Origin of the sequence: Brevibacterium sp. HMSC24B04 (assembly GCF_001806835.1) — a bacterium.
Taxonomy (GTDB): Bacteria; Actinomycetota; Actinomycetes; order Actinomycetales; family Brevibacteriaceae; genus Brevibacterium; species Brevibacterium ravenspurgense.
Map to the genome: position 1 here is coordinate 18304 of NZ_KV786102.1, position 22935 is coordinate 41238.

The 22935-nt window shown below is 63.2% G+C and carries 23 protein-coding genes; 10 read left to right on the forward strand and 13 right to left on the reverse strand.

What is annotated here, in order from left to right; translation table 11 throughout:
- Positions 1-9: 9 nt before the first annotated feature.
- Positions 10-477 (forward strand): DUF2505 family protein, encoded by a 468-nt coding sequence (locus tag HMPREF3092_RS08870; protein WP_070424641.1) that lies wholly within the window; start codon positions 10-12, stop codon positions 475-477.
- Positions 478-525: 48 nt separating this feature from the next.
- On the opposite strand, the gene HMPREF3092_RS08875 is transcribed toward HMPREF3092_RS08870, so the two are convergent.
- Genes HMPREF3092_RS08875 through HMPREF3092_RS08885 form a run of 3 tightly spaced genes read right to left on the reverse strand, consistent with a single transcriptional unit; the run spans position 526 to position 2838 of the window.
- The gene (locus HMPREF3092_RS08875) at positions 526-942 is read right to left on the reverse strand and encodes a DUF6912 family protein (RefSeq protein WP_019175614.1); all 417 of its coding nucleotides are present in this window, start codon (positions 940-942) and stop codon (positions 526-528) included.
- 4 nt (positions 943-946) lie between these two features.
- Complete coding sequence (locus tag HMPREF3092_RS08880; RefSeq protein ID WP_070424642.1) at positions 947-2221, reverse strand: CpaE/TadZ family protein; 1275 nt, start codon at positions 2219-2221, stop codon at positions 947-949.
- Positions 2218-2838, reverse strand: a complete 621-nt coding sequence (locus HMPREF3092_RS08885) for an SAF domain-containing protein (RefSeq protein WP_061944054.1) — start codon at positions 2836-2838, stop codon at positions 2218-2220. The genes HMPREF3092_RS08880 and HMPREF3092_RS08885 overlap by 4 nt, the downstream gene beginning before the upstream one ends.
- A 146-nt stretch (positions 2839-2984) precedes the next feature.
- On the opposite strand from HMPREF3092_RS08885, the gene HMPREF3092_RS08890 reads away from it, so the two are divergent.
- Complete coding sequence (locus tag HMPREF3092_RS08890) at positions 2985-3203, forward strand: helix-turn-helix domain-containing protein (protein ID WP_061944051.1); 219 nt, start codon at positions 2985-2987, stop codon at positions 3201-3203.
- A 19-nt stretch (positions 3204-3222) separates the two neighbouring features.
- Here the strand turns inward: HMPREF3092_RS08890 and HMPREF3092_RS08895 are convergent, their stop codons facing one another.
- The gene (locus HMPREF3092_RS08895) at positions 3223-3714 is read right to left on the reverse strand and encodes a hypothetical protein (protein WP_070424643.1); all 492 of its coding nucleotides are present in this window, start codon (positions 3712-3714) and stop codon (positions 3223-3225) included.
- A gap of 127 nt (positions 3715-3841) precedes the next feature.
- On the opposite strand from HMPREF3092_RS08895, the gene HMPREF3092_RS08900 reads away from it, so the two are divergent.
- Positions 3842-4648: a LysM peptidoglycan-binding domain-containing protein gene (locus tag HMPREF3092_RS08900; RefSeq protein WP_070424644.1), complete on the forward strand. Its 807-nt coding sequence runs from the start codon at positions 3842-3844 to the stop codon at positions 4646-4648.
- On the forward strand, positions 4645-5085 hold the full coding sequence (locus HMPREF3092_RS08905) for an Rv3235 family protein (RefSeq protein ID WP_070424645.1): 441 nt from the start codon (positions 4645-4647) through the stop codon (positions 5083-5085). Before HMPREF3092_RS08900 ends, HMPREF3092_RS08905 begins: the two co-directional genes overlap by 4 nt.
- A gap of 101 nt (positions 5086-5186) precedes the next feature.
- Here HMPREF3092_RS08905 and secA read toward each other — a convergent pair whose 3' ends face one another.
- The 6 genes from secA to mtrA all read right to left on the reverse strand — a co-directional run bounded on the left by secA (position 5187) and on the right by mtrA (position 13591).
- Positions 5187-7859, reverse strand: a complete 2673-nt coding sequence (gene secA / locus HMPREF3092_RS08910; RefSeq protein ID WP_062019755.1) for a preprotein translocase subunit SecA — start codon at positions 7857-7859, stop codon at positions 5187-5189.
- Between the two features lie 219 nt (positions 7860-8078).
- On the reverse strand, positions 8079-8798 hold the full coding sequence (hpf, locus tag HMPREF3092_RS08915) for a ribosome hibernation-promoting factor, HPF/YfiA family (protein ID WP_331711540.1): 720 nt from the start codon (positions 8796-8798) through the stop codon (positions 8079-8081).
- A complete protein-coding gene (locus HMPREF3092_RS08920; RefSeq protein WP_141738003.1) occupies positions 8798-9562 on the reverse strand; it encodes a ComF family protein in 765 nt (254 codons plus the stop codon). Before HMPREF3092_RS08920 ends, hpf begins: the two co-directional genes overlap by 1 nt.
- Positions 9511-11199, reverse strand: coding sequence for an LpqB family beta-propeller domain-containing protein (locus tag HMPREF3092_RS08925; RefSeq protein ID WP_070424646.1), 1689 nt, complete (start codon positions 11197-11199; stop codon positions 9511-9513). The genes HMPREF3092_RS08920 and HMPREF3092_RS08925 overlap by 52 nt, the downstream gene beginning before the upstream one ends.
- On the reverse strand, positions 11196-12914 hold the full coding sequence (gene mtrB, locus HMPREF3092_RS08930; RefSeq protein WP_070424647.1) for an MtrAB system histidine kinase MtrB: 1719 nt from the start codon (positions 12912-12914) through the stop codon (positions 11196-11198). Before mtrB ends, HMPREF3092_RS08925 begins: the two co-directional genes overlap by 4 nt.
- Positions 12911-13591, reverse strand: a complete 681-nt coding sequence (gene mtrA, locus HMPREF3092_RS08935) for an MtrAB system response regulator MtrA (RefSeq protein ID WP_070424648.1) — start codon at positions 13589-13591, stop codon at positions 12911-12913. Before mtrA ends, mtrB begins: the two co-directional genes overlap by 4 nt.
- Positions 13592-13711: 120 nt before the next feature.
- On the opposite strand from mtrA, the gene HMPREF3092_RS08940 reads away from it, so the two are divergent.
- The 5 genes from HMPREF3092_RS08940 to HMPREF3092_RS08960 are packed head-to-tail and all read left to right on the forward strand — an operon-like array spanning position 13712 to position 19113.
- Entirely contained in the window at positions 13712-14773 is a 1062-nt protein-coding gene (locus tag HMPREF3092_RS08940) for a hypothetical protein (protein WP_070424649.1), read from the forward strand.
- Entirely contained in the window at positions 14770-15444 is a 675-nt protein-coding gene (locus HMPREF3092_RS08945; RefSeq protein WP_070424650.1) for a DUF4129 domain-containing protein, read from the forward strand. Before HMPREF3092_RS08940 ends, HMPREF3092_RS08945 begins: the two co-directional genes overlap by 4 nt.
- The gene (locus HMPREF3092_RS08950) at positions 15441-16643 is read left to right on the forward strand and encodes a DUF4350 domain-containing protein (protein ID WP_070424651.1); all 1203 of its coding nucleotides are present in this window, start codon (positions 15441-15443) and stop codon (positions 16641-16643) included. Before HMPREF3092_RS08945 ends, HMPREF3092_RS08950 begins: the two co-directional genes overlap by 4 nt.
- Positions 16640-17821 (forward strand): AAA family ATPase, encoded by a 1182-nt coding sequence (locus tag HMPREF3092_RS08955; protein ID WP_070424652.1) that lies wholly within the window; start codon positions 16640-16642, stop codon positions 17819-17821. Before HMPREF3092_RS08950 ends, HMPREF3092_RS08955 begins: the two co-directional genes overlap by 4 nt.
- Entirely contained in the window at positions 17821-19113 is a 1293-nt protein-coding gene (locus HMPREF3092_RS08960; protein ID WP_061944011.1) for a DUF58 domain-containing protein, read from the forward strand. Before HMPREF3092_RS08955 ends, HMPREF3092_RS08960 begins: the two co-directional genes overlap by 1 nt.
- A 77-nt stretch (positions 19114-19190) precedes the next feature.
- Here the strand turns inward: HMPREF3092_RS08960 and HMPREF3092_RS08965 are convergent, their stop codons facing one another.
- Positions 19191-20186: a stage II sporulation protein M gene (locus HMPREF3092_RS08965; protein WP_070424653.1), complete on the reverse strand. Its 996-nt coding sequence runs from the start codon at positions 20184-20186 to the stop codon at positions 19191-19193.
- A gap of 53 nt (positions 20187-20239) precedes the next feature.
- Here HMPREF3092_RS08965 and HMPREF3092_RS08970 point away from each other — a divergent pair, with 53 nt between their 5' ends.
- Positions 20240-21061, forward strand: coding sequence for an RDD family protein (locus tag HMPREF3092_RS08970; RefSeq protein ID WP_070424654.1), 822 nt, complete (start codon positions 20240-20242; stop codon positions 21059-21061).
- A 67-nt stretch (positions 21062-21128) separates the two neighbouring features.
- Here HMPREF3092_RS08970 and manB read toward each other — a convergent pair whose 3' ends face one another.
- Both manB and HMPREF3092_RS08980 read right to left on the reverse strand, forming a co-directional pair.
- Entirely contained in the window at positions 21129-22586 is a 1458-nt protein-coding gene (manB, locus tag HMPREF3092_RS08975; RefSeq protein WP_070424655.1) for a phosphohexomutase domain-containing protein, read from the reverse strand.
- Positions 22583-22900, reverse strand: coding sequence for a DUF3499 family protein (locus HMPREF3092_RS08980; RefSeq protein WP_019175635.1), 318 nt, complete (start codon positions 22898-22900; stop codon positions 22583-22585). The genes manB and HMPREF3092_RS08980 overlap by 4 nt, the downstream gene beginning before the upstream one ends.
- Positions 22901-22935 lie beyond the last annotated feature (35 nt).

A 22935-nucleotide genomic window follows, 5' to 3' on the forward strand; every position in this document is an offset into this window, starting at 1 on the left:
ATTTGCCGAATGAAGAAAATTCGCGTGAGTGAACGACTGAGGGTGGAAACCGACTCGATCCGCTCGATTCTGGCCTCCCCGGACAGCTGGCAGACGGCTGAAGGATCTGCTGCGACAGCCGAAGCGACTGGCTCCGGAACCGTCGTACACGCCCGGGCCTCGCTGGCCTCTTTTGACATTCCCGATGCCGCTGCCGCGTTCGTGAGCAAAGCGGCGCACCTCGAGCAGACGATCACGGTGCCGAACGCATTCCCGGATCAACCGGCCGCCTACAGCGCAGAAATTCCGGGCGTGCCGCTTGGCATCACCGCCGACATCACCGCTGAGGGGCTGGGTGACGGTCATTCGCTCATCACGGTCGACGCCGAGGCGGAATCCTCCATCCCGCTGCTGGGCGGCATGATCGAAGAAGCCGCTGCAGCCGCGGTCGAACGCGTCTTCCGCGAACGGCTGGCCACCATCGCCGGCTCTGAGTGAGGCGGAGCTGAGCGAGGGTCGCGCGGCTCTGAGTGAACCTCGCGCGGCTCAGCCGCGGAAGTCCCCCAGCAGGTGATCAATTTCAGAAGGCGCGTACCACAGCAGGTCCTGCTGGATGAGATCGTCTTCCGTGCTTTCGTGCCGCAGATGCTCATCCACGTGGAAGCTCACAACCGACGCCGCGGGAACGCTCGCCGAACCCACCGCTATCTGGTCATCCACGTTCGAGGTACTACTCACCTCAACATCGGCAGCCGCCACGATCCTGGCAGTTCCGCTGGAAGCCGCAGAAGCGGCTGCCGCTGTCGCCGCGGCCGTCATCGCACGCCACTCGGCATAATCAAGGTCGTCCCCGCGCAGGGCTGCCGCTGAATCTGTCAGGAAGAACACCGTCCGCTCCCCCAGGTTCGGCCAGGCGGCTGCGAATTCTTCCAAATCACAAGCTGTGTAGACGCGCTTCTTCATACGCCTATTGTCCAATGCCTGCGCGCCTGCCTGTGCGAGCCCCGCTGTCGCGCGGTGAACTCTTCAGCAGCTTCGCAAAACCGCGCCTGCGAGGCCTCCCCGCTCTCCTGCGCCCGGCCGGGGCGAGCCCGAGTTCCCTTGCGAAACCCCACAGGGCAATGCTCAGGGGATTCTTCGGAGCGGACTCAATGATCGTGGTGCCGGCAAGAACTGCCCTGTCGATGACATCCCGCGCATCCGGCAGCAGAACCGGTGATTCGCATGCGACAAAGCGCTGAAGTGTCTGCTGGATGCGCCGCTCGGGATCGGCTCCAACAGCGCTTTCGCGCACCCGGTTGACAACGACGCGTGTCTTCTCCGCATGCCGAAAACGCTCGCTGCTGAGGACATTCATAAGCCTCACGAGCGCCGGCGGTTCCGCCGCACCGACCACGATGACGTCATCAGCGGCATCCAGAACCGCCCTGGTCGCCGCATGCCGGTCATAGAAGGGATCCGCAAGCGGGTCATCGGGGTCAATGCGGGCAGAAACATCGACGATGACAACCGGATAGCGCTTGGCCAGTTCCTCAAGAACGGCAGTCAGTGCGCCGGCTCGCACCTCGGGCCACCGATCCGCGCGGCTGAGCCCAGTCACCACATCCAAGCCATCGCGGACGCGCGCAATGCAGCGAGAAATCACCGTGTCGTCAAGAGATTCTGCGCTGCGACACAAAGCGGCGATCTTCGATGCGTCGTCCAACAGGCCCAACATGACAGCCTGCCCGGCATGGACCGTGTCAGCATCGACGAGAACCGTACTCGCCGCCCGCGAGCTGATGTCGGCAAGCGCTGCCGCAATCGTCGAGCGGCCCGGAGCACCGTCAGCGCCCCACACGGCGACAATCCGCCCCGGGCTTCCAGCTTCGACCGGTGCGACGGCGGGCGCTTCAGAAACCTCCGCTGGTTCAGCCTGAGCACAGGCGCGCACAGCCTCACACAGGGCTTCCGCCGAACAGCCGGCCTCCACCTCGACAGCCACACCCCAGTCCGCCACCAGCCCCGCGCCATAGCCCAGAATGCGCACACCCAGCCGGCGCGCGCGATCCCGGAACTCAGCATCGACTCCGGGGAAATAGCGGCTCAGCACATAGACTTCCGCGGCACCGGCCGACATCGCGGCAGCAAGTTCAACCCCATCGGCGGGCCGGGAGCGAACCGCTATATCGCCGGCAGCCGAAAGTGCGGCTGCGGCGGAGCTTTCGAACTCAACATCGACCGCCAGCACAACCGAAATCATGGACGGTCCTTCGGAATCGACACGACCGACAGATGGTCTTCAGCCGCAACGGCCTGCAGAACCTTCTGCAGACTGTCATTGGGCACGAACACCTCAACGCTCACACCCGAACTGACAGTGAATCCCCCACCGTCGCGATTCACGGCAAGAACCGCAGCATTGCGCAGAACAGGCTGCGGTTCTCCCCTGTCCTCGCGCATGTCAACCGCCCACACATCGACCCGGGAACCGGCCTTGACATCTGCCGGCAGAGACCGCTGCAGCGGAAGCGAAACTCGTCGACCGCCCAAGCTGTCACCCGAACCGACCTGCGATGCCGGTACAAGGTCGCCGGCCGCAATGGGGCTGAGGACTGTCTGGCCGATGAGGTCGTCATCGGACGCCCGCTTGTATCCGCCGCTGTCCTCCGGCAGTCGCACTTCGACCGGCCGGACGTTCTCGCGCGTGATGACAGTGCCCGGCGCCAAAGGCTCCGCTGCTGCCCACACCGTCGTCGTCTTCGCAACGCTCGTGACCACCAGCCACGTGGCGACAACGGAGGCGACAAGTAAGAGAACAGCTATGAGAACGCGCGGATCACGCAGCTTGGGAGTGCGGAAACGGGGTGCAGTGTGCATCAGATCTCCATTGATCGATTTATCTGCCGTTAGGTGTACTTTGCTATCATTTTATGCAGTTTGCGGAATATTCTTCTTTGAATATACACGGATACGCCACCCTCGCCCACCCCTTTGCGGTTGGCCACCAGACCAAGGAGCTCGCAATGGTCGTCGAAACACGCTTCCTCCCTCTGACCGATGTCGCCGAAATGCTCAGCATCTCGACCGCAGGGGCTCGCGCACTCGTCCGCTCCGGCGAACTGCGAGCCATCAAAGTCGGCGGCCGCGGGCAGTGGCGCGTCGAAAAAGCTGAAATCGAAAACTACATTCAGCGCATGTACGCCCAAACCCAGCAGGAAATCGAAGCCGGCACTGACGTGTGAGCACGTCCGCACAGCGGCGCTATTGCAGCACCCGGACCACAGAAATCCTGCGCAAAGGCACCAGCTCAAAGGCACCTCGTCTGCGCAGCTGCAGATAGTCACGCGCAACAGCGTGCAGCGTCCCCTCGAGTGCTGTTCCTGCAGTTTCAACCCGCACCTGCTTACGCTCAGCACACCACTGCCCCAGAATTGAACGCGCAGACCTCCAGCGCTCCTGCGCTGCGTGCTCACGCGGCTTCAGCGCCACGCCTTCGACAGCTGCGAGCATCACAAGAACTCCTCCGTCAATACAGCAGCACCCTTCACCCACCGAGGTCAGCACGCCGGAAACGGGGCCGGAGGCGGTGCGCAGATCGACGTGCTCACCGACAGCGCCGGCCAGCCGCTCCACAAAGGTGACCTCATAGAAGCTCTCAGCAACGAGATCGCCGAACTCACCATCGCGTTCGCGCGCCCTCTCAGCCGCAGCCTGGCCCTCCAAATCAGCAAAAAGCTCATCAAAGCGATCCATAAAAACATTGTGCCCCAGGCACGCAGCCAAACCATGGCTTGAAGATTTTATTCGCACTTATTCGAACATTCTTGTGTTTTGAGTTTGATCATGTACTTTGGTTGCAGATGATCACAAAGGAGTGAACATGAAGCCAACAGAAATCCATGTGGGAGCATCCGCTCTGCACCTGCTGATATGCGCTGCGCTGCTCACAGCGGGTCCCTCTTTCGCAGACCGCGCGCTCAACGCAGACATCGGTGCCGCGGTCGTCGTAACAGCACTCTGCGCGGCAGCCCTCGCCGGTCTTCGCCTGCAGCTGTCGCTCGTACTCATCTCGGCGGCTCGCGTCTTTGACCTCATCGGCGTGCCGGGCGCAGTCGCACTTGCCACGTGGGCGCGCAGGATCGCCCCCGCCGCGCTGAAAGCATCAGCCGCATCCATGACAGCGGTCGTTCTCGCCGCCGGAACAGCCCACGCGGCACCGGCGCAGAATTCGCCCTCACAAGCAGAGGCCGCACACGGTGAGTCCACAGCACCCCAGACCGAGGGCACGCAAACACCCCCGCCGCACTGGCCGACGTCCCCGCCGGGCGACACCCCCTACCCCGGACCCAGCACGGCCCCACCTGCCGACCCCAGCTGGCCAACACAGAAGCCCGAACCGAAACCGCCTCGGACGCAGACCAAGGAACCGAAGGAACAAGAAACTAAACCCGAGCAGCGCAAACAGGACGCGCACGGCAAAGAAGCCGAACACACAGCACCGAAACCCGAATCGCCTCAGCGCGTAACAGTCAAAAAGGGCGACAGCATCTGGAAGATCGCCATCGCCCACCCGAAACCCGGCCAGTCAACAGCTGAACGCGTAAGCGCCATCAGCAAAGCCAATGCCGACACCCTGGGCGGCAACCCCGACCTCATCTACCCCGACACCGAACTGGAGCTGCCATGACCGCCGAACCACTCACCCTGACCCGACCCGCGACACCTCGTACCCGCATGTTCAACAAGCGCCCGCCGACTCCCGAAGAGCAGACAGCTGCCGAAAAACAGCGCGAAGCAGCAGCCGCAGCCGCCTTTGTGCGCTCAATCGTCACTGCTTTGACCGAAGTCGAATACGGTGTGCGGACCCTGCAGTCCATTGAACGCTGGCTCGACCCGGAAGTCCGCAGCTCCGTGGTCTCCGCACTGCGGATGCGCCGCGCACTGCGATCCGAACAGCAGGTTGACTACATCCGCGGCATCGGCCGGCCGCGCTTGAGTTCACCTGCGCCGAACGTCATAGAAGCCGCTGTGTCGATCGCTCTGCGGCCCCGCACAAAAGCCTGCGCGCTGCGTTTGGAGAAGAATCGCGACCGGTGGATCGTCCGCGAATATCTGACTGCCTGAACCGACAGCAGGCACCCCTGCGGAACGAACACGGCCACAAACAGCGAGCCCCCGCACTGCGATTCGCAGCACGGGGGCTCGTCAGTGCTCAGACCGGGGCCTCAGCGACGCTTCTTCTTGCGGCGTTCAGCGCGGTTGCCCGAACCGCCGTCGTCGTCCGCCGCAGTGTCCGTGCGCGCTTCACTTTCCCCAGATTCGCTGGGGCCGGCCAGCGTCAGCTTGGGCAGCTTGGTGCGGAAGACATCGGACTCAACTTCGACCTCGTCGCTCTTGACGGTCTTGACCTGCACCTGCAGCTTGTTGACAAGGCGCGTGGCGTCTTCCTTGATGCCGTCCTGCATTCGGGTGAACATCTCAAAGCCCTCGCGCTGATACTCCACGAGCGGATCGCGCTGCGCCATAGCGCGCAGGCCGATGCCGTTCTTCAGGTAGTCCATTTCGTACAGGTGCTCACGCCAGCGCTTGTCGATACTGGTCAGCAGAACGCGACGCTCAAGCTGGCGCAGCGCTTCTGAACCGAGTTCTTCTTCGCGCTTTTCGTAGGCGAGGTCGGCATCCGCCTGGACTTCTTCGAGGATCTTTTCGCGGTTGAGGCTGTTCTTGCCTCCCGCGTCCTCGTAGAGGTCTTCCGGCGTAATCGAGGTGGCATAGAGGTCCTGCAGCGCAACGAACAGCTTGTCCATTTCCCAGTCTTCGGGATCGCCGACCGTCGCGCCTTCGACGTAGGCGCGCAGGACATCGTCGCGGAAGTCGTGAATCTGGTCTTCGAAGTCGTCGCCTTCGAGAACGCGCTGGCGTTCATCGTAAATGACGGTGCGCTGGCGGTTGAGAACATCGTCGTACTTCAGGACGTTCTTGCGCTGTTCCGCGTTGCGCTGCTCGATCTGGTTCTGTGCCGACAGGATTGCGCGGCTGACCATCTTCGATTCAAGCGGTTCATCTTCCGGGGTGTTCGCAAGAGCGAGTGCGCGTTCAGCGGCACCGGCGCCGAACAGGCGCATGAGGTTGTCGCGCATCGACAGGTAGAAGCGCGATTCACCGGGGTCCCCCTGACGGCCGGAGCGTCCGCGCAGCTGGTTGTCGATACGGCGGGATTCGTGGCGTTCGGTGCCCAGAACGTAGAGGCCGCCGAGTTCCCGGATTTCCTCCGCGGCTTCCTCGACCTGCTTTTCAGCCGCTTCGAGAACGGCTGGCCACTGGGCTTCGTATTCTTCGGAGTCATCGGCCGGGTCCAGGCCGCGCTTCTCCATTTCTGCCACCGCAATGTGCTCAGCATTGCCGCCGAGCATGATGTCGGTACCGCGGCCGGCCATGTTGGTGGCGACCGTAACCGCGCCCTTAACACCGGCCATTGCGACGATCGCTGCTTCGCGCGCGTGGTTCTTGGCGTTGAGGACCTCGTGGCGGATGCCCCGCTTGGCCAGAAGCCCCGACAGGTATTCGGACTTCTCCACGCTGGTGGTGCCCACAAGAACCGGCTGGCCCTCTTCGTGGCGCTCCGCGATGTCTTCGACAACCGCGTCGAACTTCACCTTTTCATTGCGGTAGACGAGGTCGGGCTTGTCTTCGCGCAGCAGCGGCTTGTTCGTGGGAATCGGCACGACGCCGAGCTTGTAGGTCGAATTGAATTCGGCCGCTTCGGTTTCAGCGGTACCGGTCATGCCCGACAGTTTGTCGTACAGGCGGAAGTAGTTCTGCAGTGTGATCGTGGCGTGAGTCTGGTTCTCGGCCTGAACTTCGACGTTCTCCTTGGCTTCCAGCGCCTGGTGCAGACCCTCCGAGTAGCGACGGCCGGGCAGAATGCGGCCGGTGTGTTCGTCGACGATCATGACTTCGCCGTCGAGGACGACGTAGTCCTTGTCGCGTTTGAACAGCTCTTTGGCCTTGATCGAGTTGTTGAGGAAGCTGATGAGCGACGTGTGGTCTTCGTCGTAGAGGTTGCCGATGCCGAGGTAGTTCTCAACCCGCTCAATACCGGGCTCGAGAATGCCGACGGTGCGGTTCTTTTCGTCGACTTCGTAGTCGCGGTCCAGTTTGAGGCGCTTGACGATCGTGGCGAATTCGCCGAACCAGCGGTTGGCGTCGCCTTCTGCAGCACCCGAAATGATGAGCGGGGTGCGCGCTTCGTCAATGAGGATCGAGTCGACTTCGTCGACGATTGCGAAGTTGTGGCCGCGTTGGACCATGTCGGCTACTTCCAGCGCCATGTTGTCGCGCAGGTAGTCGAAGCCGAATTCGTTGTTGGTGCCGTAGGTGATGTCAGCGGCGTACTGCTTACGACGCTGGGAGGGCGCCATGTTCGACATAATGCAGCCGGTTTCCATTCCGAGGAACCGGAACACACGCCCCATGAGTTCCGACTGGTAGCTGGCCAGGTAGTCGTTGACCGTTACGACGTGCACGCCCTTGCCGGTCAGCGCATTGAGGTACGACGGCGCTGTGGCAACCAGCGTCTTGCCTTCACCGGTCTTCATTTCGGCGATATTGCCCATGTGCAGAGCGGCGCCGCCCATCAGCTGCACATCGAAGTGGCGCAGTCCGACCGTGCGTGTGGAGGCTTCGCGGACAGCTGCGAAAGCCTCCGGAAGAAGCTTGTCAAGGCTTTCGCCGTCGGCAACACGCGCCTTGTAGCGGTCGGTTTCTTCGCGCAGCTGCGCGTCAGTCATGTCGCTGTATTCGTCGGACAGGTTGTTGATCGCCGTGGCGTAGTTCCGGAGCCTCTTCAGGGTGCGTCCTTCGCCGAACCGAAGCAGCTTCTCAAGGATGTTGGCCACGTTTCTCCTCTGTCCGTCTCAGCGCAGCGGATCTCGACATGCGCCCGTCAAGTCTAACGCGCAGTTGCGCGCATGTCGCGCGGACAGCCTGCGGGCCGGACGAGCCAGCAGGCAACATCGCCCATCGGACTGTCAGTGCTGCCCCACTCCGACTCCAGAAAACAGAACGCGGCGGATGCCGTGGGGCATCCGCCGCGCTGTTTCAGCAGCGCTGACAGATCAGCTGCTCTTGGAGCCGTCCAGTGCGATCACACCGTAGCTCCAGCCGCGCCTGCGGTAGACGACCGACGGCTGCGAAGTTTCTTCGTCAATGAAGAGGTAGAAGTCGTGGCCGACCATCTCCATGCGGTTGAGCGCTTCTTCGATGCCGATCGGCTCGGCCGGGAAGGTCTTTTCGCGCAGCAGAACCGGAGAATCGCCTTCAGCCTGAATGCGGCCGTTGGTGGGGTCTGCTTCCTCGGCGTCGCCGCCTCCTTCGACTGCCGGTTCGCCGTCTTCGGCGGCTGCGGGGGCTGCCGGGGCGTCGACAACGGGCATTTCGGCGAATGCTTCACCGGTCGACTGGCGACGGTGACCGCCCTTGCGGGAGATCTTGCGGCGATCACGTGCCCGGCGCAGACGCTCAAGGAGCTTCGCCCAAGCGAGGTCAAGTGCCGCGTACTTGTCGGAAGCGTGCGCTTCGGCGCGCAGAACCGCTCCCTTGCTGAATACGGTGATTTCCACGCGGAAGGCCTCGTCTGGACGACGCACGCTGTCTTCGTGGGTGATGTTGACTTCAACGGCCTGGGCATCAGGGCTGAGCTTTTCGGCCTTGGAGATCTTGTCCTCAATGTGGGTGCGGAAGCTGTCCGAGATGGCGAGGCCGCGTCCCTTGACGACGATGTCCATTGTGCTCTCCTTTGACGTCGGGAAACCATCAAAAACGATGGTCACCTTCATTAAACCGCATCGAGCTCAAGCTGACGAGAACTCCCCCGCGCGATTCCGATAACCGCGAGTCCATCCGGTGTGCACCCGGCATTCATGAGTGCGCGTGTCGATTCCGCACCCGTTGCCCCCGTGGTGGAAATGTCGTCGACGACGACAACCTTCGCCCGCTCGCCCCACTGTCGCACCAGGTGAGTGTGTTCGCGGGCGATGGCGTGTGTGCCTTCGACATTTGCCTTCCTGGCCGCACTGCCGAAGCCCACCTGGTCGCGGTGGCGGCTGACGGTGAGAACATCGGCGCACCCAGCCCGCAGCCCGTCAGAGCGAAGCATCTGGGCTGCTGACTCAGCGAATGCGGCAACGTGGTTGCCTCCTCGCCTGCGCACAGCGGACGATGACGAGGGCACCGGAACGAGGATCACCGGCTTGCCGTCAATCTGCCTGTTCTGAAGGGAATCGACAACGGCACGGGCCAGGAGAAGACCCAAAACGGCCACGATGTCACGTCTGCCGTTTTCCTTATAGGCCACGAGCACATTCCGCAGCACACCGTCGTACACGCCCGCCCCGCTGACCGGCAGGTGGCCGAAGCGCGGTTGGCTGCGCACAACGGGTCCATCGAGAGCTTCGATGCAGTCGCCGCACAGCGACACGGTTTCTATCCCGCACCCTGCACACACGCGCGGCAGGAGCAGATCGGCGATGTCGGACAGCAGCTTCACGGTCAGCCCGGGTACGTGGGATTCCAGGCCTTTGCGCCGACGATTCGCTGCCACGTCCCGGACGTGTAGGTGTAGACATCACCGCTCTCAGCCCCAACCCGCATGCTGCCGAGGTCGCCGGCAGCCGAGATCGTCTGGCCGCCGGAAATTGACCCCAGTCCCACGGACGGTCCGCCGACCCACACGCGGTAAGCACCAGCCGAAGCATCATCCGCGGACAGCACGGCCAGATAGGATCCGCCGGCCCAGCTGAAGTCCGCAACCTGATCGAATTTCTGGCCGACCGGCAGCGGCGCCCCCGTGGTCAGATGGTTGGGCTTTCCGCCTCGGGAGCGGACGATTCCCACCACGTCGATGCGGGTGCCGTCCGCAGCGGAAGTCAGGACGGCCAGCCGGCTGCCTTCGCGGGAGACCGCGATTCGCTTGATGGTGCGGTCTTTGGCGAACGGCACCGCCATCTTCACGAGTTCACCGTTTTTGCCCACGGCGCGGATCTCCGCCGACTTGGCTTCGGCCGTGTACACCCATTCGAAACGGTCAGCGCTCACACCCACAAAGTCTTTTCCGGTGATGAGGGTTTCGACGTCTTTTTCTGCGCTGAAGCGCTCGACCTGTTTGCGGTTCTCATTCGTGTAGTAGTAGGTGTTCCCGTCATAGGACTGGGCCGGAAGGACCTTGTCCGACACTTTCGGCGAATTGGGAACCGGTTCGAAGGAGTTGCCCCGAACTTCCGCGATCTTCCCTTCCGAAACCACAACGGCGGGCGCATCGACCGGCAGGTCAGCTGACACATCGGAGCCCGAGGTGATGTTCGACTGGGGTGTCTGCACGCGCACATCAGAGATCGAGGTGTTGGCCCGCAGGGTTTGGGATATCTGGGAGTACAGGCGCTTGCTTGTCCCTTTGTCGAGGTCACCGGCTTCCTGGGACAGGCCCACGTCGACTGTGCCGCCTTCGACTGTGACGACGGACGGTTCGAGCGTCGTGCCTTCCGGAACGGCCGAGATGACAGCTCCGCGCAGATTGTCCGCGGGTCCCCGAAGCAGCTGGCGGGCCACTTCCGTCAGCGTGCTGTTGCTGCGGACAAACCACCGCACGTCGGGAACAAGATATGAATAGTCCTGCGTGAAGAAGTACAGCGGATATGCCTGGAAGAGCCGATTGAAGTTCGCTTCTGACAGCACGATGCCGTCGGGAGCATCCGAGATCCGCCATTCGCCGTTGACCTGGCGAAGGCTGAACTTCAGCTGCGTCTCTGTACCCGAGGGGCTATCGCGGTAGACGTGTGCGGAATCGAGGGATGCCTGCACGGGAACCGTAAACGACACACTGCGCGAATCGGTTGTCACAGAAGCTGTGAGGCTCTCCAGCGACAGACCCGATTCGACTATCGAGACGCTTTTGAGCGGGCTCCATTCGCCGGCGAAATCGTCAGTCAAGAAAGAGCGGGCCACTGCAAAGCTGCTGGCAGGGCTCGAACCGGCCGCCAGGAAGCCGCGCACGATCGAGGCGGGGCTGGCACCGGGTGCCGGGCCGTCCGGGTCGGTGCGGGACTGGACATCGTTGTCGGAGTCCTCCACGGCGACCGTTCCGATCTGCCCGCTGTGGGGAATCGTGGCGCAGCCGGCCGCACTGAACGTCAGAAGGCAGGCCGTCACAGCCGCCGCGAGTTTCCGGAGCCTGCTGGTCATGGCTGTCCTCCGTCCTCGTCCGCCGCATCAGACGGTGATGCGGTTTCAACGACAATCGGTATCGAGCCGGTCTGCACGCGCACCGCGCCGTCCGAGGTTGCGGGCCCGGCGATGAGCGCAGGTCCGCTGCTCGGGGCGTCTGCCGGCGGCAGCGGCAGCGGTGAGGATGTCAGCTCGGCTCCCTGTTTCCGCGGAAGCGTCAGCCGGAAGCACGCTCCGTCGCCCGGACTGCCCCACGCCTGCAGCCACCCGCCGTGCAGGTGGGCGTCTTCCAGTGCAATCGCCAGGCCCAGACCGGTGCCGCCGAGCGTGCGACGCCGCGATGGATCACCACGCCAGAATCGGTCGAACACGTGCTCGACCTGATCTGCGGTCAACCCGACGCCGTGATCGCGGACGCTGACCGCGCACGACTCTGCGGTCGCCGCAACATACACGTCGATGTTCTTCTTTTCGCCGTGTTCGATCGCGTTGACGATGAGGTTGCGCAGAATCCGGCCAATGCGGATCTGCTCGACTTCCGCGGTTACGGGCGTGGACGGGGTGTGCATGACGATCTGACTGCCGGACTGCTCAGCCACGAAGGTCAGCCCGTCAACCACATTGGACACGATTTCGGTGATGTCCTGTTCAGTGGTTTCCAGCTTGACGAATCCGGCGTCGTTCCGTGAGACCTCGAGAAGATCCGACAGGAGCAGCTCGAAGCGCTCAACTTGGGACTTCAGCAGCTCAAGTGAACGCTGCCCGGTTTCGTCGAGCTCGTCCTTTTCCACGTACAGCATTTCGGTGGCCGCGCCGATCGTAGCCAGTGGTGTGCGCAGTTCGTGAGAAACATCCGACACGAACTGGCGCTGCTGCACCGTGAGCTCTTTCATGCGCACGATCTGGTCCTGCAGTGTGTCCGCCATGTCATTGAAGCTGCGTCCCAGAGCACCGAGTTCGTCGTGGCTGGTGACGGTCACACGTTCGTCGAGGTCCCCGTCGGCCAAGCGGGTTGCGGCCTTTGCGGTGGAGCGAATGGGGGCGACGACAAGGCCTGTCACAAGCCAGGCGACGGCCACAACGAGAACGACCATGACGACGCCGGCAACCGTGAGTGCGCGCTGGATGAAGCTCAGCGTGTTCTGCTCTTCCTGCAGATCCGCAACTACGTACAAGTCGAATTTGCCGCTGCCGGGCAGTGCCACCATCTGCGCAACTACAATTCCAGGAGAGCGCTGCTGCCCCGGGAGGGTGATCGACTGGTAGGTCTGGTTGCCCGCGGGGGTCTCCTGTACCCGATTGAGAAACGCCTCGTTGAGCTCTGCAGGGCGTACAGGCTCCTGACCGTACGGCAGCGCAATGATCGGCGCGACCGAGCGTCCGCGATCCCGCGGCTCCAGGGCGATGCTGCGCAGTGGAGTCGATGACCGGACCATCATGGAGCGCAGCTGAGTATTGACGGTTTCACCCAGCTGTGCGGTGCCCTCCGACGTTGCGGTGGCTTCGAGCTCTGACGCGTAGCCGGCGGTTTGAGAGGTGATCGACTGCAGTTTGGCTTCGAACAGGCCGCGGGCGATTTCCCGCGACACGTAGGACCCCACCAGAAGAACCGCCGCGATCGACAGGACGAGGGTCAGCGCTACGACGCGCACCTGCAGGGAACGGCGAAACAGCCGAACCGTGAACAGGTACGTCCGCAGCGCCAGCCGACGAACGGTCTTCCAGAGTCTCACGCAGCGCGACCGGCCCTATAGCCCACACCGCGGACAGTGACGACGATTTCAGGGTTCTCAGGGTCGCGCTCGATCTTCGAGCGCAAGCGCTGCACGTGCACATTGACCAGGCGGGTGTCGGCCGAGTGCTGGTAGCCCCACACTTCTTCCAACAGCTGTTCGCGCGAAAACACCTGCCACGGCTTGCGGGCCAGCGCGGTCAGCAGGTCGAATTCCAGGGGTGTGAGCGAAATCGGTTCGCCGCCGCGGGTCACGTTGTGACCGGACACGTCGATTGTCACGTCCCCGACAGTCAGGTGTTCCGGTGCGGTGGGCTCGGTGATGCGCAGTCGGGCGCGCACACGGGCGACGAGCTCCTTCGGCTTGAACGGCTTGGGCACATAGTCATCGGCCCCGGCCTCAAGACCGGCGACAACGTCAACCGTGTCCGACTTGGCTGTGAGCATGATGATCGGAACATCCGATTCCCGGCGGATTTCACGGCAGACTTCCATCCCGTCCTTGCCGGGAAGCATGAGGTCGAGAAGCACGAGGTCGGGTTTGGATTCGCGGAATGCGCTGAGGGCACCGTCGCCGGTTGCGCAGAAATCGGGTTCAAATCCTTCTGACTTCAGCACAATGCCGATCATTTCGGCCAGCGCCGTGTCGTCGTCTACCACAAGAATCCGTGCATTCATAGATTTTATTGTTCCCTACCGATCAGAGGTTTTCACTTCGGCCCGCCGATTTTCACGCCGCCTAGTCCCGGGAAGCTGTGGAATGATGGGCTGGTCAAATGCTCATCTCGCAGGAGTGAAGTGTTCACACAGAACAACAGCCCTGATTGGGGTCTGACCGTCGACTGGTCGACGGGCCAGCGGGTTCCCGCCAAGGCTCGCCGCCGGCCGCAGTGGTCTCCCCCGCCGGTCCCGGGGATTCTGCCCAAGCGCCCCCTGGGCTTCTTCGAGGTCCTCGACGGCGGATTCCGCCTGATGCGACGCTACCCCGCCTTGACTTACGGCAGCGCAGGAATCGGGGCAGGGCTGACCGCTGGCGTCTTTGCTCTTGCGGGAGCCGTCACGTGGTACTTCGGTCACAGCTTCTTCACCAAGCTCCTCGATTCGTCCGAGGAGGCTCTGAGCGGTCTGAGCTTTGTGGTGCAGATCAGCGCGGGAATCGTCGAATACCTCACCCTGGCTGCTCTCATCGTCTTCAGCGGACTGGCGAGCATCGGCGCCCGCGAAGCATTCTTCGGCCGCACAATGTCACTGCGCCAGGCCTGGCAGCACCTCCGAGGATCCCGTCGAAAGCTGTTCGGTGCGGCACTGCTTATGGGCACGGCCCACCTCATAGTTCTCGCGGTCTTCCTTGCCGCAGCGATTCTCGCCGGCGCCGTCGGCGGGACTGTCATCGGCCTGACCCTGGGCACAGCGCTCGTCCTCGTCTGGTGGGCGCTGACGGTGTTCTTCGGCATTCGCCTGAGCCTGACGGGATGCATCATCGCCCAGGAGCGAGTGGGGACCTTCACCGCCATAGCCCGGTCCTGGAAGATGACAGGTCGCGGCTTCTTTCAGGTGGCTGGACAGACCGTGTTCGGGTTCTGGCTGGCCAATCAGGTCATCGGCATCATCGCCACACCGGCTTTCATCTACTTGGGAGGCGTCATCGGCGTGCTCTCGATTCTGATGCTCGGCGGCAGCGAGCTTGAGGGGCCTGCTGTCGCTGCTGTTCTCGGCACCATCTTCACGGGGCTGTTTCTGGCCATCGGGGTTCTGCTCTACGCCTACCGGGCGGCACTTCTGTCAACCGTCTACTTCAACCTGCGGATGCGCACAGAGGGCTATGACCTCGTCCTCCTGGCAGAAGCGGAGGAAGTATGAGCGGACTGCAGCAGCCCACCCCAGAACAAGGCCGTGAATGGGCCGAACGCGAACTGTCTGATCCTCGCTACAGCGAAGTCGACATTTCGTTCTTCGGCAAGATCAAGCGCATGCTCGACCTGTTCTTCCAGAAGCTCGCGGAAGGGGTCGACAACGCCCAGTCCCCGTGGTTCATCATCGGCGTCATCCTGTTCACAGCCGCCGTTGTGGGCTTTGTGATCTGGCGGGTTCGCCGCGGCACCGACGACGACTTCTCGAAGCAGCTGTTCGAAATGGACTCCGAGTTCACCGGTGTCGAACCCCGTGTGTTCCGCAAGCTCGCACACGAAGCTGCAGAGAGCGGCGATTGGGCAGATGCCACTGCCAACCAGATTCGCGCAGTCTTCGCAGAGCTGAACAAGAAGCGGATCATCGACGTCGAGGCCGCCTCGACTGCAGCGGAGCTTGCAGCCGCGGCTTCCGCGGCACTGCCGGCTATGAGCGACAAGCTGAATAAGGCCGCCTCTCTGTTCGACCGGATCGTCTTCGGCAGTTACCCCGCGGACGAAGCCGACTACCGCTTCGCCGAACAGCTCGACTCCGCAACTCAAGCGCTGCGCGCGCCCGGTCAGGAAACAGCTGACTCGGCTGAGGCTGCAGACTCCCGCGGTTCTGAGCAGGTGAGGGCATGAGCGCCGCACTCGACGTCGCGGTCCGCGGCACACGCTCAGCGGGTGCCGGACGCAGCCTGAAGTCCCTTGGTCGATCAGCCGGTCTGTGGCTCGTTTTGGTGGCTGTTCTCCTCATGGCCAGTGCGGCCATCACGCTGACCTCCGCGGAGCGTGACGAAACACGTTCCGGGCACTACGACAGCTTTGGCGCAGACGGCACCCACGCCTACGCCAAGCTTCTTGAAGATCACGGCGCCCGGCTTAAGAAGACCGACAACTTCGACACAGCCGTAGAAGCCGCTGCCAAACCTGGCACAACGGTCGTTGTCATCAACCCGGACGACATTTCCGTCGACAGCAGGCAGAAGATGACCGCCGCAGCTCAAAAAGGCGGCCACGTGATCCTTTCAGCCCCGTACGACATGGGCGGCTGGGGAAACACAATCCACCCCACAGAGGAATTCGCCGGCCCCGACGATTTTGAAGAATCCCGCGAACCTGCCTGTGACTACCCCGCGGCCAAGAAGGCAGGCCCGGTCAGCGCGCCCTTCATTCACTACTACTCGACCCACAAAGACTCGGTGAAGTGCTATTACCGCCCCGACATGGGCAAGCAGGCCTCCGGCCTCGTCCAAGCTCCGGTCGGCAAGGGCACTATGACGGTGATGGGCAACAGCAGTTGGATCGGCAACGACGAGATCGCCCTGCACGGCAATGCCTCACTGGCTATGGGTCTCGTCGCGGACGCAGATTCCGTCGTCCTGTTCTGGCCGAATCCCGATGACTTCATCGACTCCGATATCCAGGAGACCCAGGATTTCGTTCCCCAGTGGGTGTACTTCGCAGTCCTGTGGATCGGCGTGCTCACTCTGGTGGCTCTGCTGTGGCGCGGACGCCGCTTCGGCCCATTGGCCGCCGAGCACCTGCCGGTGACTGTTCCGGCAAAGGAAACCGTGACCGGACACGCGGGTCTTCTGCAGCGAGCCGGGGCCCGACCAGAAACCCTGCGCCCCATTCAGCAGGCCGCGATCATCTCGCTGGCCCGCAAGCTCAGCGTGCCCACGTCAGCTCCGGCAGAAGACGTCTGCCGCGCGGTCGCGGCCAAACTGGGCGAGAGCCCACAGCGCATCGAGCACCTTCTGCTGCACGCAGAACCGACATCAGACGCAGAACTTGTCAGCCTGGCTCAGGCCATCAGCGAACTCGAAAGGCGACTATGACAAACCAGCACGACCCCAGCGCTCCCATCCCAGACATGCCGGAGAACGAGCCCGGCGCGCACCAGCCCGGCGCCCAGCCGTCCGGTTCGGTGCCCGCCCCCGCCGACTCCACCTCGGCAGCGGCTCCCGCCCAGCCGAACCCCCAGACGAGCGCTCAGCAGCCCGGCGCGCAGCCCGCATCGTCGCTTGTTGACCGCCTGGCCCAGGACCACCAGCTGACGGACGTCGACCACGAACTCCGGGCTCACTTCGGCGCCGTCAGCACCGCCACTGCCAACGCGGTCGTCGGTCAGGGCCACGCCACGCACGCTCTGCTCATTGCACTTCTCACGGGTGGCCACGTGCTGCTGGAAGGTGTTCCCGGTGTCGCCAAAACGCTGCTGGTGCGTGCTCTGTCGCACGCTGTTGAGCTCGATCACGCGCGCATCCAGTTCACCCCGGACCTCATGCCCAGCGATGTGACCGGTTCGACCATCTACGACGCCAAGACCGGCGACTTCGAGTTCCGTCCCGGCCCGGTGTTCACCAACATCCTCATCGCCGACGAAATCAACCGCACCCCGCCGAAAACCCAGTCGGCCCTGCTCGAGGCGATGGAAGAAAAGCAGGTCTCGGTCGACGGCAACACGTACTCCCTGCCCCAGCCGTTCCTCGTTGCCGCAACCCAGAACCCCATCGAGTACGACGGCACCTACCCGTTGCCGGAAGCCCAGCTGGACCGCTTCCTGTTCAAGGTCCAGATGAACCTGCCGCAGCGCGATGCTGAGCTTGACATCTTGCAGCGCCACGCGGGCGGTTTTGCCGCAGACAAACTGGCCGATGCCGGGGTGACCCCGCAGATCGACGCCGAGGGGATCCTCGCTGCCCGCGAGCGCGTGGCAGATGTCTACTGCGCCCCGGAAGTGCTCGGGTACATCGTCGACCTCGTGCAGGCCACGCGCCAGGCCCCGTCACTGGAACTGGGTGTGTCTCCCCGAGGCGCCACTCGCCTTCTGTCTGCCGCGCGGGCTCACGCGTGGCTGTACGGGCGGGCGTTCATCACCCCGGATGACATCAAGTTCCTCGTGCCGATTTCCTTCCGCCACCGTGTGCGCCTCAACCCTGAAGCGCACATGGACGGTCTCGACGTCGACGATGTTCTCGAATCGATCGTGTCGACGGTTGCGGTTCCGCGCTGATGGTTCTCACGTGGCGCACCATGGTCTTCGCCGGGATCATCGGCGTAGGCGTTGTTGCCCTGCAGACGACCGCGGCCGCGCTCATCGGGATCACGGTGCTGCTGGTCGGCATTGTCGTCGACCTGCTCATCACGCCGTCCCCGCGCAGGATTGAGGCGGCGCGCACTCCCGGCGGCAAGGTTCGTCTGGGCCAGGAAACGTGGGCCGACCTCACCCTGCACAATCCCACCAAGCGCACGTACAGGCTGCACCTGCGTGATGCGTGGTCGCCCAGTGCCGGTGCTGAGAACAACCGGGACCGCTGTCGTCTTGCCGCGGGCGAATCGCACGTGCGCCGGCAGACGCTCACTCCCACGCGCCGCGGCTGGCTGTCAGCGGACAAGGTCACGCTGCGCAGCTTTTCGGTCTTGGGGATTGCCGGCCGTCAGGTGTCATTTGATGTTCCGGCCCAGGTTGCGATCACTCCCCCGTTCCTGTCGAGGCGCCACCTGCCTTCGCGTCTGCACCGCCTGCGGGAACTGGAGGGCCGCACGGCACTCATGGTGCGCGGTATGGGAACCGAGTTCGATTCGCTGCGCGAATACGTGCCGGGTGATGATGTGCGCTCAATTGACTGGCGTGCCACGGCTCGTGCCCAGGAGGTCATGGTCAAGACGTGGCGGCCCGAACGCGACCGTCGCGTGGTGATCGTCATCGACTCCGGCCGGCTGGCGGCGAAGCGTTCTGCCGAGGGCACGCAGTTCGACACGTTCGTCGAAGCGGCGATGCTGCTGACGGCTTTGGCCGGTTCGGCTGGCGACCGTGTTGATGTGATCGTGGCCGATGCCAGGATCCGCACCGCGTTCGGCCCCCTGGCCCGGGAAAAGGCGATCCCCCGTTTTGATGAGGAGATCGCGGACATCTTCCCCAGCCTGTACGAATCCGACTGGCAGGTCATGGCCTCTGAGGTTCTCAAGCGCTGCTCAACACAGGCGCTCGTCGTGTTCCTCACTCCCCTGGATGCCATCACCATCCAGGAGGATGTTCTGCCGTCGCTGCCGCTGCTCAAGCGGGGCCACCAGATCGCGTTCGCCTCGGTTTCTGATCCACAGCTGCAGGATATGGCCGACGAGGTCTATTCACCCGCTCAGGTGTACCGGGCCGGTGCGGCACAGCGGGAAATGCTCAATCAGCGTGCGCTGAGCCGCGCAATGTCGGCAAGCGGCGTCTATTCACTCACCGAACCCGAAGAGAAGCTCCCGCCGGCGCTTGCGGACCTCTACATCCGGCTCAAGGCGCAGGGGAAGCTCTGACGAGCGGCACCTCGTGAATTGACGTACGAGGTGCCTGCCCCGTGGTCTGCTGACCACGGCTTTCTCTGTGGTCGGGCTTACTGGACGGTGACGGTGCGGTAGCCGGCGCGCTCCTCGTCGAGGTCTCCGTCGAGACCCGCAAGGTAGGCGGGACGGCCCAGTGCAATCGTGTAGGCGACGATGCCGATGGTGAGTGCAGCACCGAAGATCATCTTGATTCCGAAAGGCATGTAGGACGGGGTGATGAAGCCTTCGATGAGGCCGGACAGGAACAGGAAGATCACGAGTCCCATGGCAACCGTGATGAGGGAACGGCCCTCTTTGGCCACCGCCTGACGGCGTGTCATGTTCCGCGGAATGATCCAGGACGTGAAGATCTTCAGGCCCGCTGCAGCGGCAATGAGGATGCACGTGATCTCCGGGACGCCGTGGGGCAGGATGAACTTCCAGAAGTCCTCCGCGTAGCCGGCCTCATACATGACAGCGGCCATGATCCCCGTGTTGGCAGCGTTCATGATGATGCCGTTGATGACGTAGATCCCGGTGATCCCCAGCACCACCCACTGCACGGCGATCCAAGCGTTGTTGACCCACACGCCCAGGGCGAAGACCGAACTGGGGTTTTCGCGGTAGTAGGCGACAAAGCCGCGTTCGGCGATCTCGCGCTGTGCTTCCGGCGGCAGCATGTAGTCAAGCAGACCCGGCGTGGTTGCCGCCCAGATGTGGGTGCCGACGGCAACACCCGTGAACAGCACGAAAACGCCGACAAAATACCAGCGCAGCGAATACAGTGCCGCCGGCAGCGACTGCCCGAAGAAGCGCATGGCCGTCGACTTCGCAGAACCGGGAACAGAGCCGAAGTGGACCCTCGCCTGCAGAACTACCCTGCTTAAGTAGACCGCGGCGTCCGATTCCGGGGCGACCGTCTGCAGATGCGACAGGTCTTTGTTCGCCCTGCGGTACAGGCGGTTGAACTCTGCCACTTCGGGCCCGGACAGGCGCGACTTCTTCGAAAGGCGCTGCAGCTCTTTCCAGTCCGGCGAGTTCAAAGCGGCCAGCAGAATGGGATCCATGAAGACCAGATTAAGGCATCTTGACCCGGCGGCGAATATGCGAGGATGTACGGGTGAGCAAACTCGTCACCGGTGAGGCCATCAGCCTCAGCATCCGCCCCGCATCCCTCATGGCGCGGGCGGCATCATGCGCTATTGACTTCGCGATCTACACGGTCGTCTACATCGCCTACTTCATCGGGCTGGCATACCTTCTGAGCAATGTCGACACCTACAACGGCGAATTGCTTGCAATCACGATCGCCACGCTCGCGTCGATCTTCATTCTTGTGGGCGTGCCCTGCATCGTCGAATTTCTGACGCGCGGCCGTTCTGTCGGCAAGCTCATTGTGGGACTGCGGATCGTCCGCGACGACGGGGGTGCCCTGGCTTTTCGCCACAGCCTTATCCGCGCCCTCCTGTGGCCTTTTGAGATTCTGGGCTCCGGAGGCGGTGTCGCGGCTCTCGTGGGTCTGTTCTCCGCTGACACGAAGCGGCTGGGCGATCACCTGGCGGGCACCATCGCCATCAGCGAACGGGCAAAGCTGCCGGCGACGCGCACCAACCCCGTCAAGCCGGAACTGGCGGCCTGGGCGCGCAGCGCTGACATTTCCCCGATCCCCGCACCCCTGCAGCACCGCGCGGCACAGTTCCTCGCAACGGCTCACATGCACACGAAGGAATCCCGGTGGGCGCGAGCGGTGGAAATCGCCGATGAGCTCAACAACTACGCTGCCCCGGCTCCGCCGATAGGCACACTGCCCGAAGAGTTCATTGCCACGATTGTGGAGTTCCAGCGCTGGGACGGCTACCGGCGAGCGCAGAACGCGCAGAAGGCAAAGGACGTCTTCGCCAGCCGCATGGACAGGCTGCCCCACGGTATGCGCCTGCAGTGAGCCATGCGCTTGCAGTAAGCGCGGCAGGCGGCCTTCTGCGCAGGCTGAGTGGGCTTACCGAGCGGGCCTATGCGCGGATGATGGCCAGTGCCGCTTCGACGAGTTCGTCAACCCCCTCCTGGCTGCGGGCTTCCACGTTGAGTCTGACAAGCGGCTCCGTATTGGATGTGCGCACATTGATCCAGAAGCCATCACCGTCGAGCGTGATTCCGTCCAGGCGATCAATTGTCACGGGGCCGAAGTCACCGCGCTGGCCGGCCTCAGCCACGGCCTCCAGCACCGCCTGCTGATCTTCGACGCGTGAATTGATTTCGCCGCTCATGGGCCCGGGCGCGTAGTCAGCTGCCAGTTCGCTCAGCTGTTTGCCCGAAGCGTGCACGGCGGCGAGCACGTGTCCTGCTGCGAGCAGACCGGAGTCTGCCCCGAAGAAATCGCGGAAGTAGTAGTGAGCTGAGTGCTCGAACGCAAAGACAGCGTTGTTGGTGCGCATGGCCTGTTTGATGCCGGAATGCCCCACCGCAGTGCGCACGGGCGTTCCGCCGGCCTTTTCCACCCACTGCACTGAAGAACGCGATGTGAGCAGGTTGTGCAGCACAACGGGCTTTTCTTCCGCGCGGACGCGGCGGATTTCGTTGACGGCGGTCATCGCACCGATCGCAGATGCTGACACGGTGTCGCCGTTTTCATCCACAAAGAAGCAGCGGTCGGCATCGCCGTCGAAGGCCAGGCCGATGACAGGTTCGGCTGTTTCGGCACGCGCTGCGATGACAGCTTCCTGCAGGTCGACGAGGTTGGCAGGATCGAGCGGGTTGGCGGGGTGGTGCGGGAAAGTGCCGTCGGGCTCCATGTACATGCCGCGCACCGTGATGTTCAGCGCCTCCAGCCCCGCCGCACTTCCGAACACCTGCGGAACCGTCAGCCCGGCCATGCCGCTTCCGGCGTCGACGACAATCGTCAGCCCCTGGACCCGGTTTAAGCCGGTGAGGCTGCGGATGCGCTCGGCGAAGCCGCGGGCCGTGCGCTGCGCCAGCGCTTCATCGACGCCAAGCTGCGTATCAGCGGCTGCCGCAGAGTCGGCGGAGCTGAGGCCGTAGGAACATTCGGGGGCGGAGTCCAGCAGTTCGAGTGCTGTGCCCAGAAGGTCTTTCCGGGACACACCGGATGCTCCGGGTCCGCACACTTTGATTCCGTTGTATTCGGGCGGGTTGTGGCTGGCGGTCACCATGAAACCGGGCAGACCGTATTCGCCGGAAGCGAAGTACAGCTGATCGGTCGAGGCCATGCCGATGTTCTTCGGCTGCAGTCCCGCCTGCCGGCTGCCTGCCGCCAGCAGGCGCGAAAAACGCGGCGAGGTTTCCCGCATGTCGTGGGCGATGAGGATCTCTTCGCTGCCCCACTCGGCCTGTGCCGCATGGGCAACAGCCCAGCCGAAGGCGAAGATGAAGTCGTCGGTGAGCTCTTCGCCGACGAGCCCGCGTACGTCATAGGCGCCGACGGTTCGGCGTTCACGCGCATAGCGAGTCATGTGTCCTCGATAATGGTCAGGTGTCCGTGTTTGCGGCCTTCGGGCGCTTCGGGTTCGGCTTCGCGGACGGCATCTGCAATCGCCAGCAGATCATCGCGGGTTCGCTCGATGGGCGGGCCGTCGGTTTCCAAGCGGATGATCTGCCATTCCTGTGGCGGGGTGATCCGATCGGAGTGAGTTTCGCACAGGTCGTGTGCTCCCGGTTCGGGCTGTTGGGAAAGAGGGCCGATGACAATGCACGCTTCGGAATGCACATAGGTGAGCGTGCGATTGGCCGGTTCAGAGCAGCCGATTTTGGAACAGGTGCGAAACACACAGGCAGTGTAGTACAGGCCGCTGCGCGTTTGAG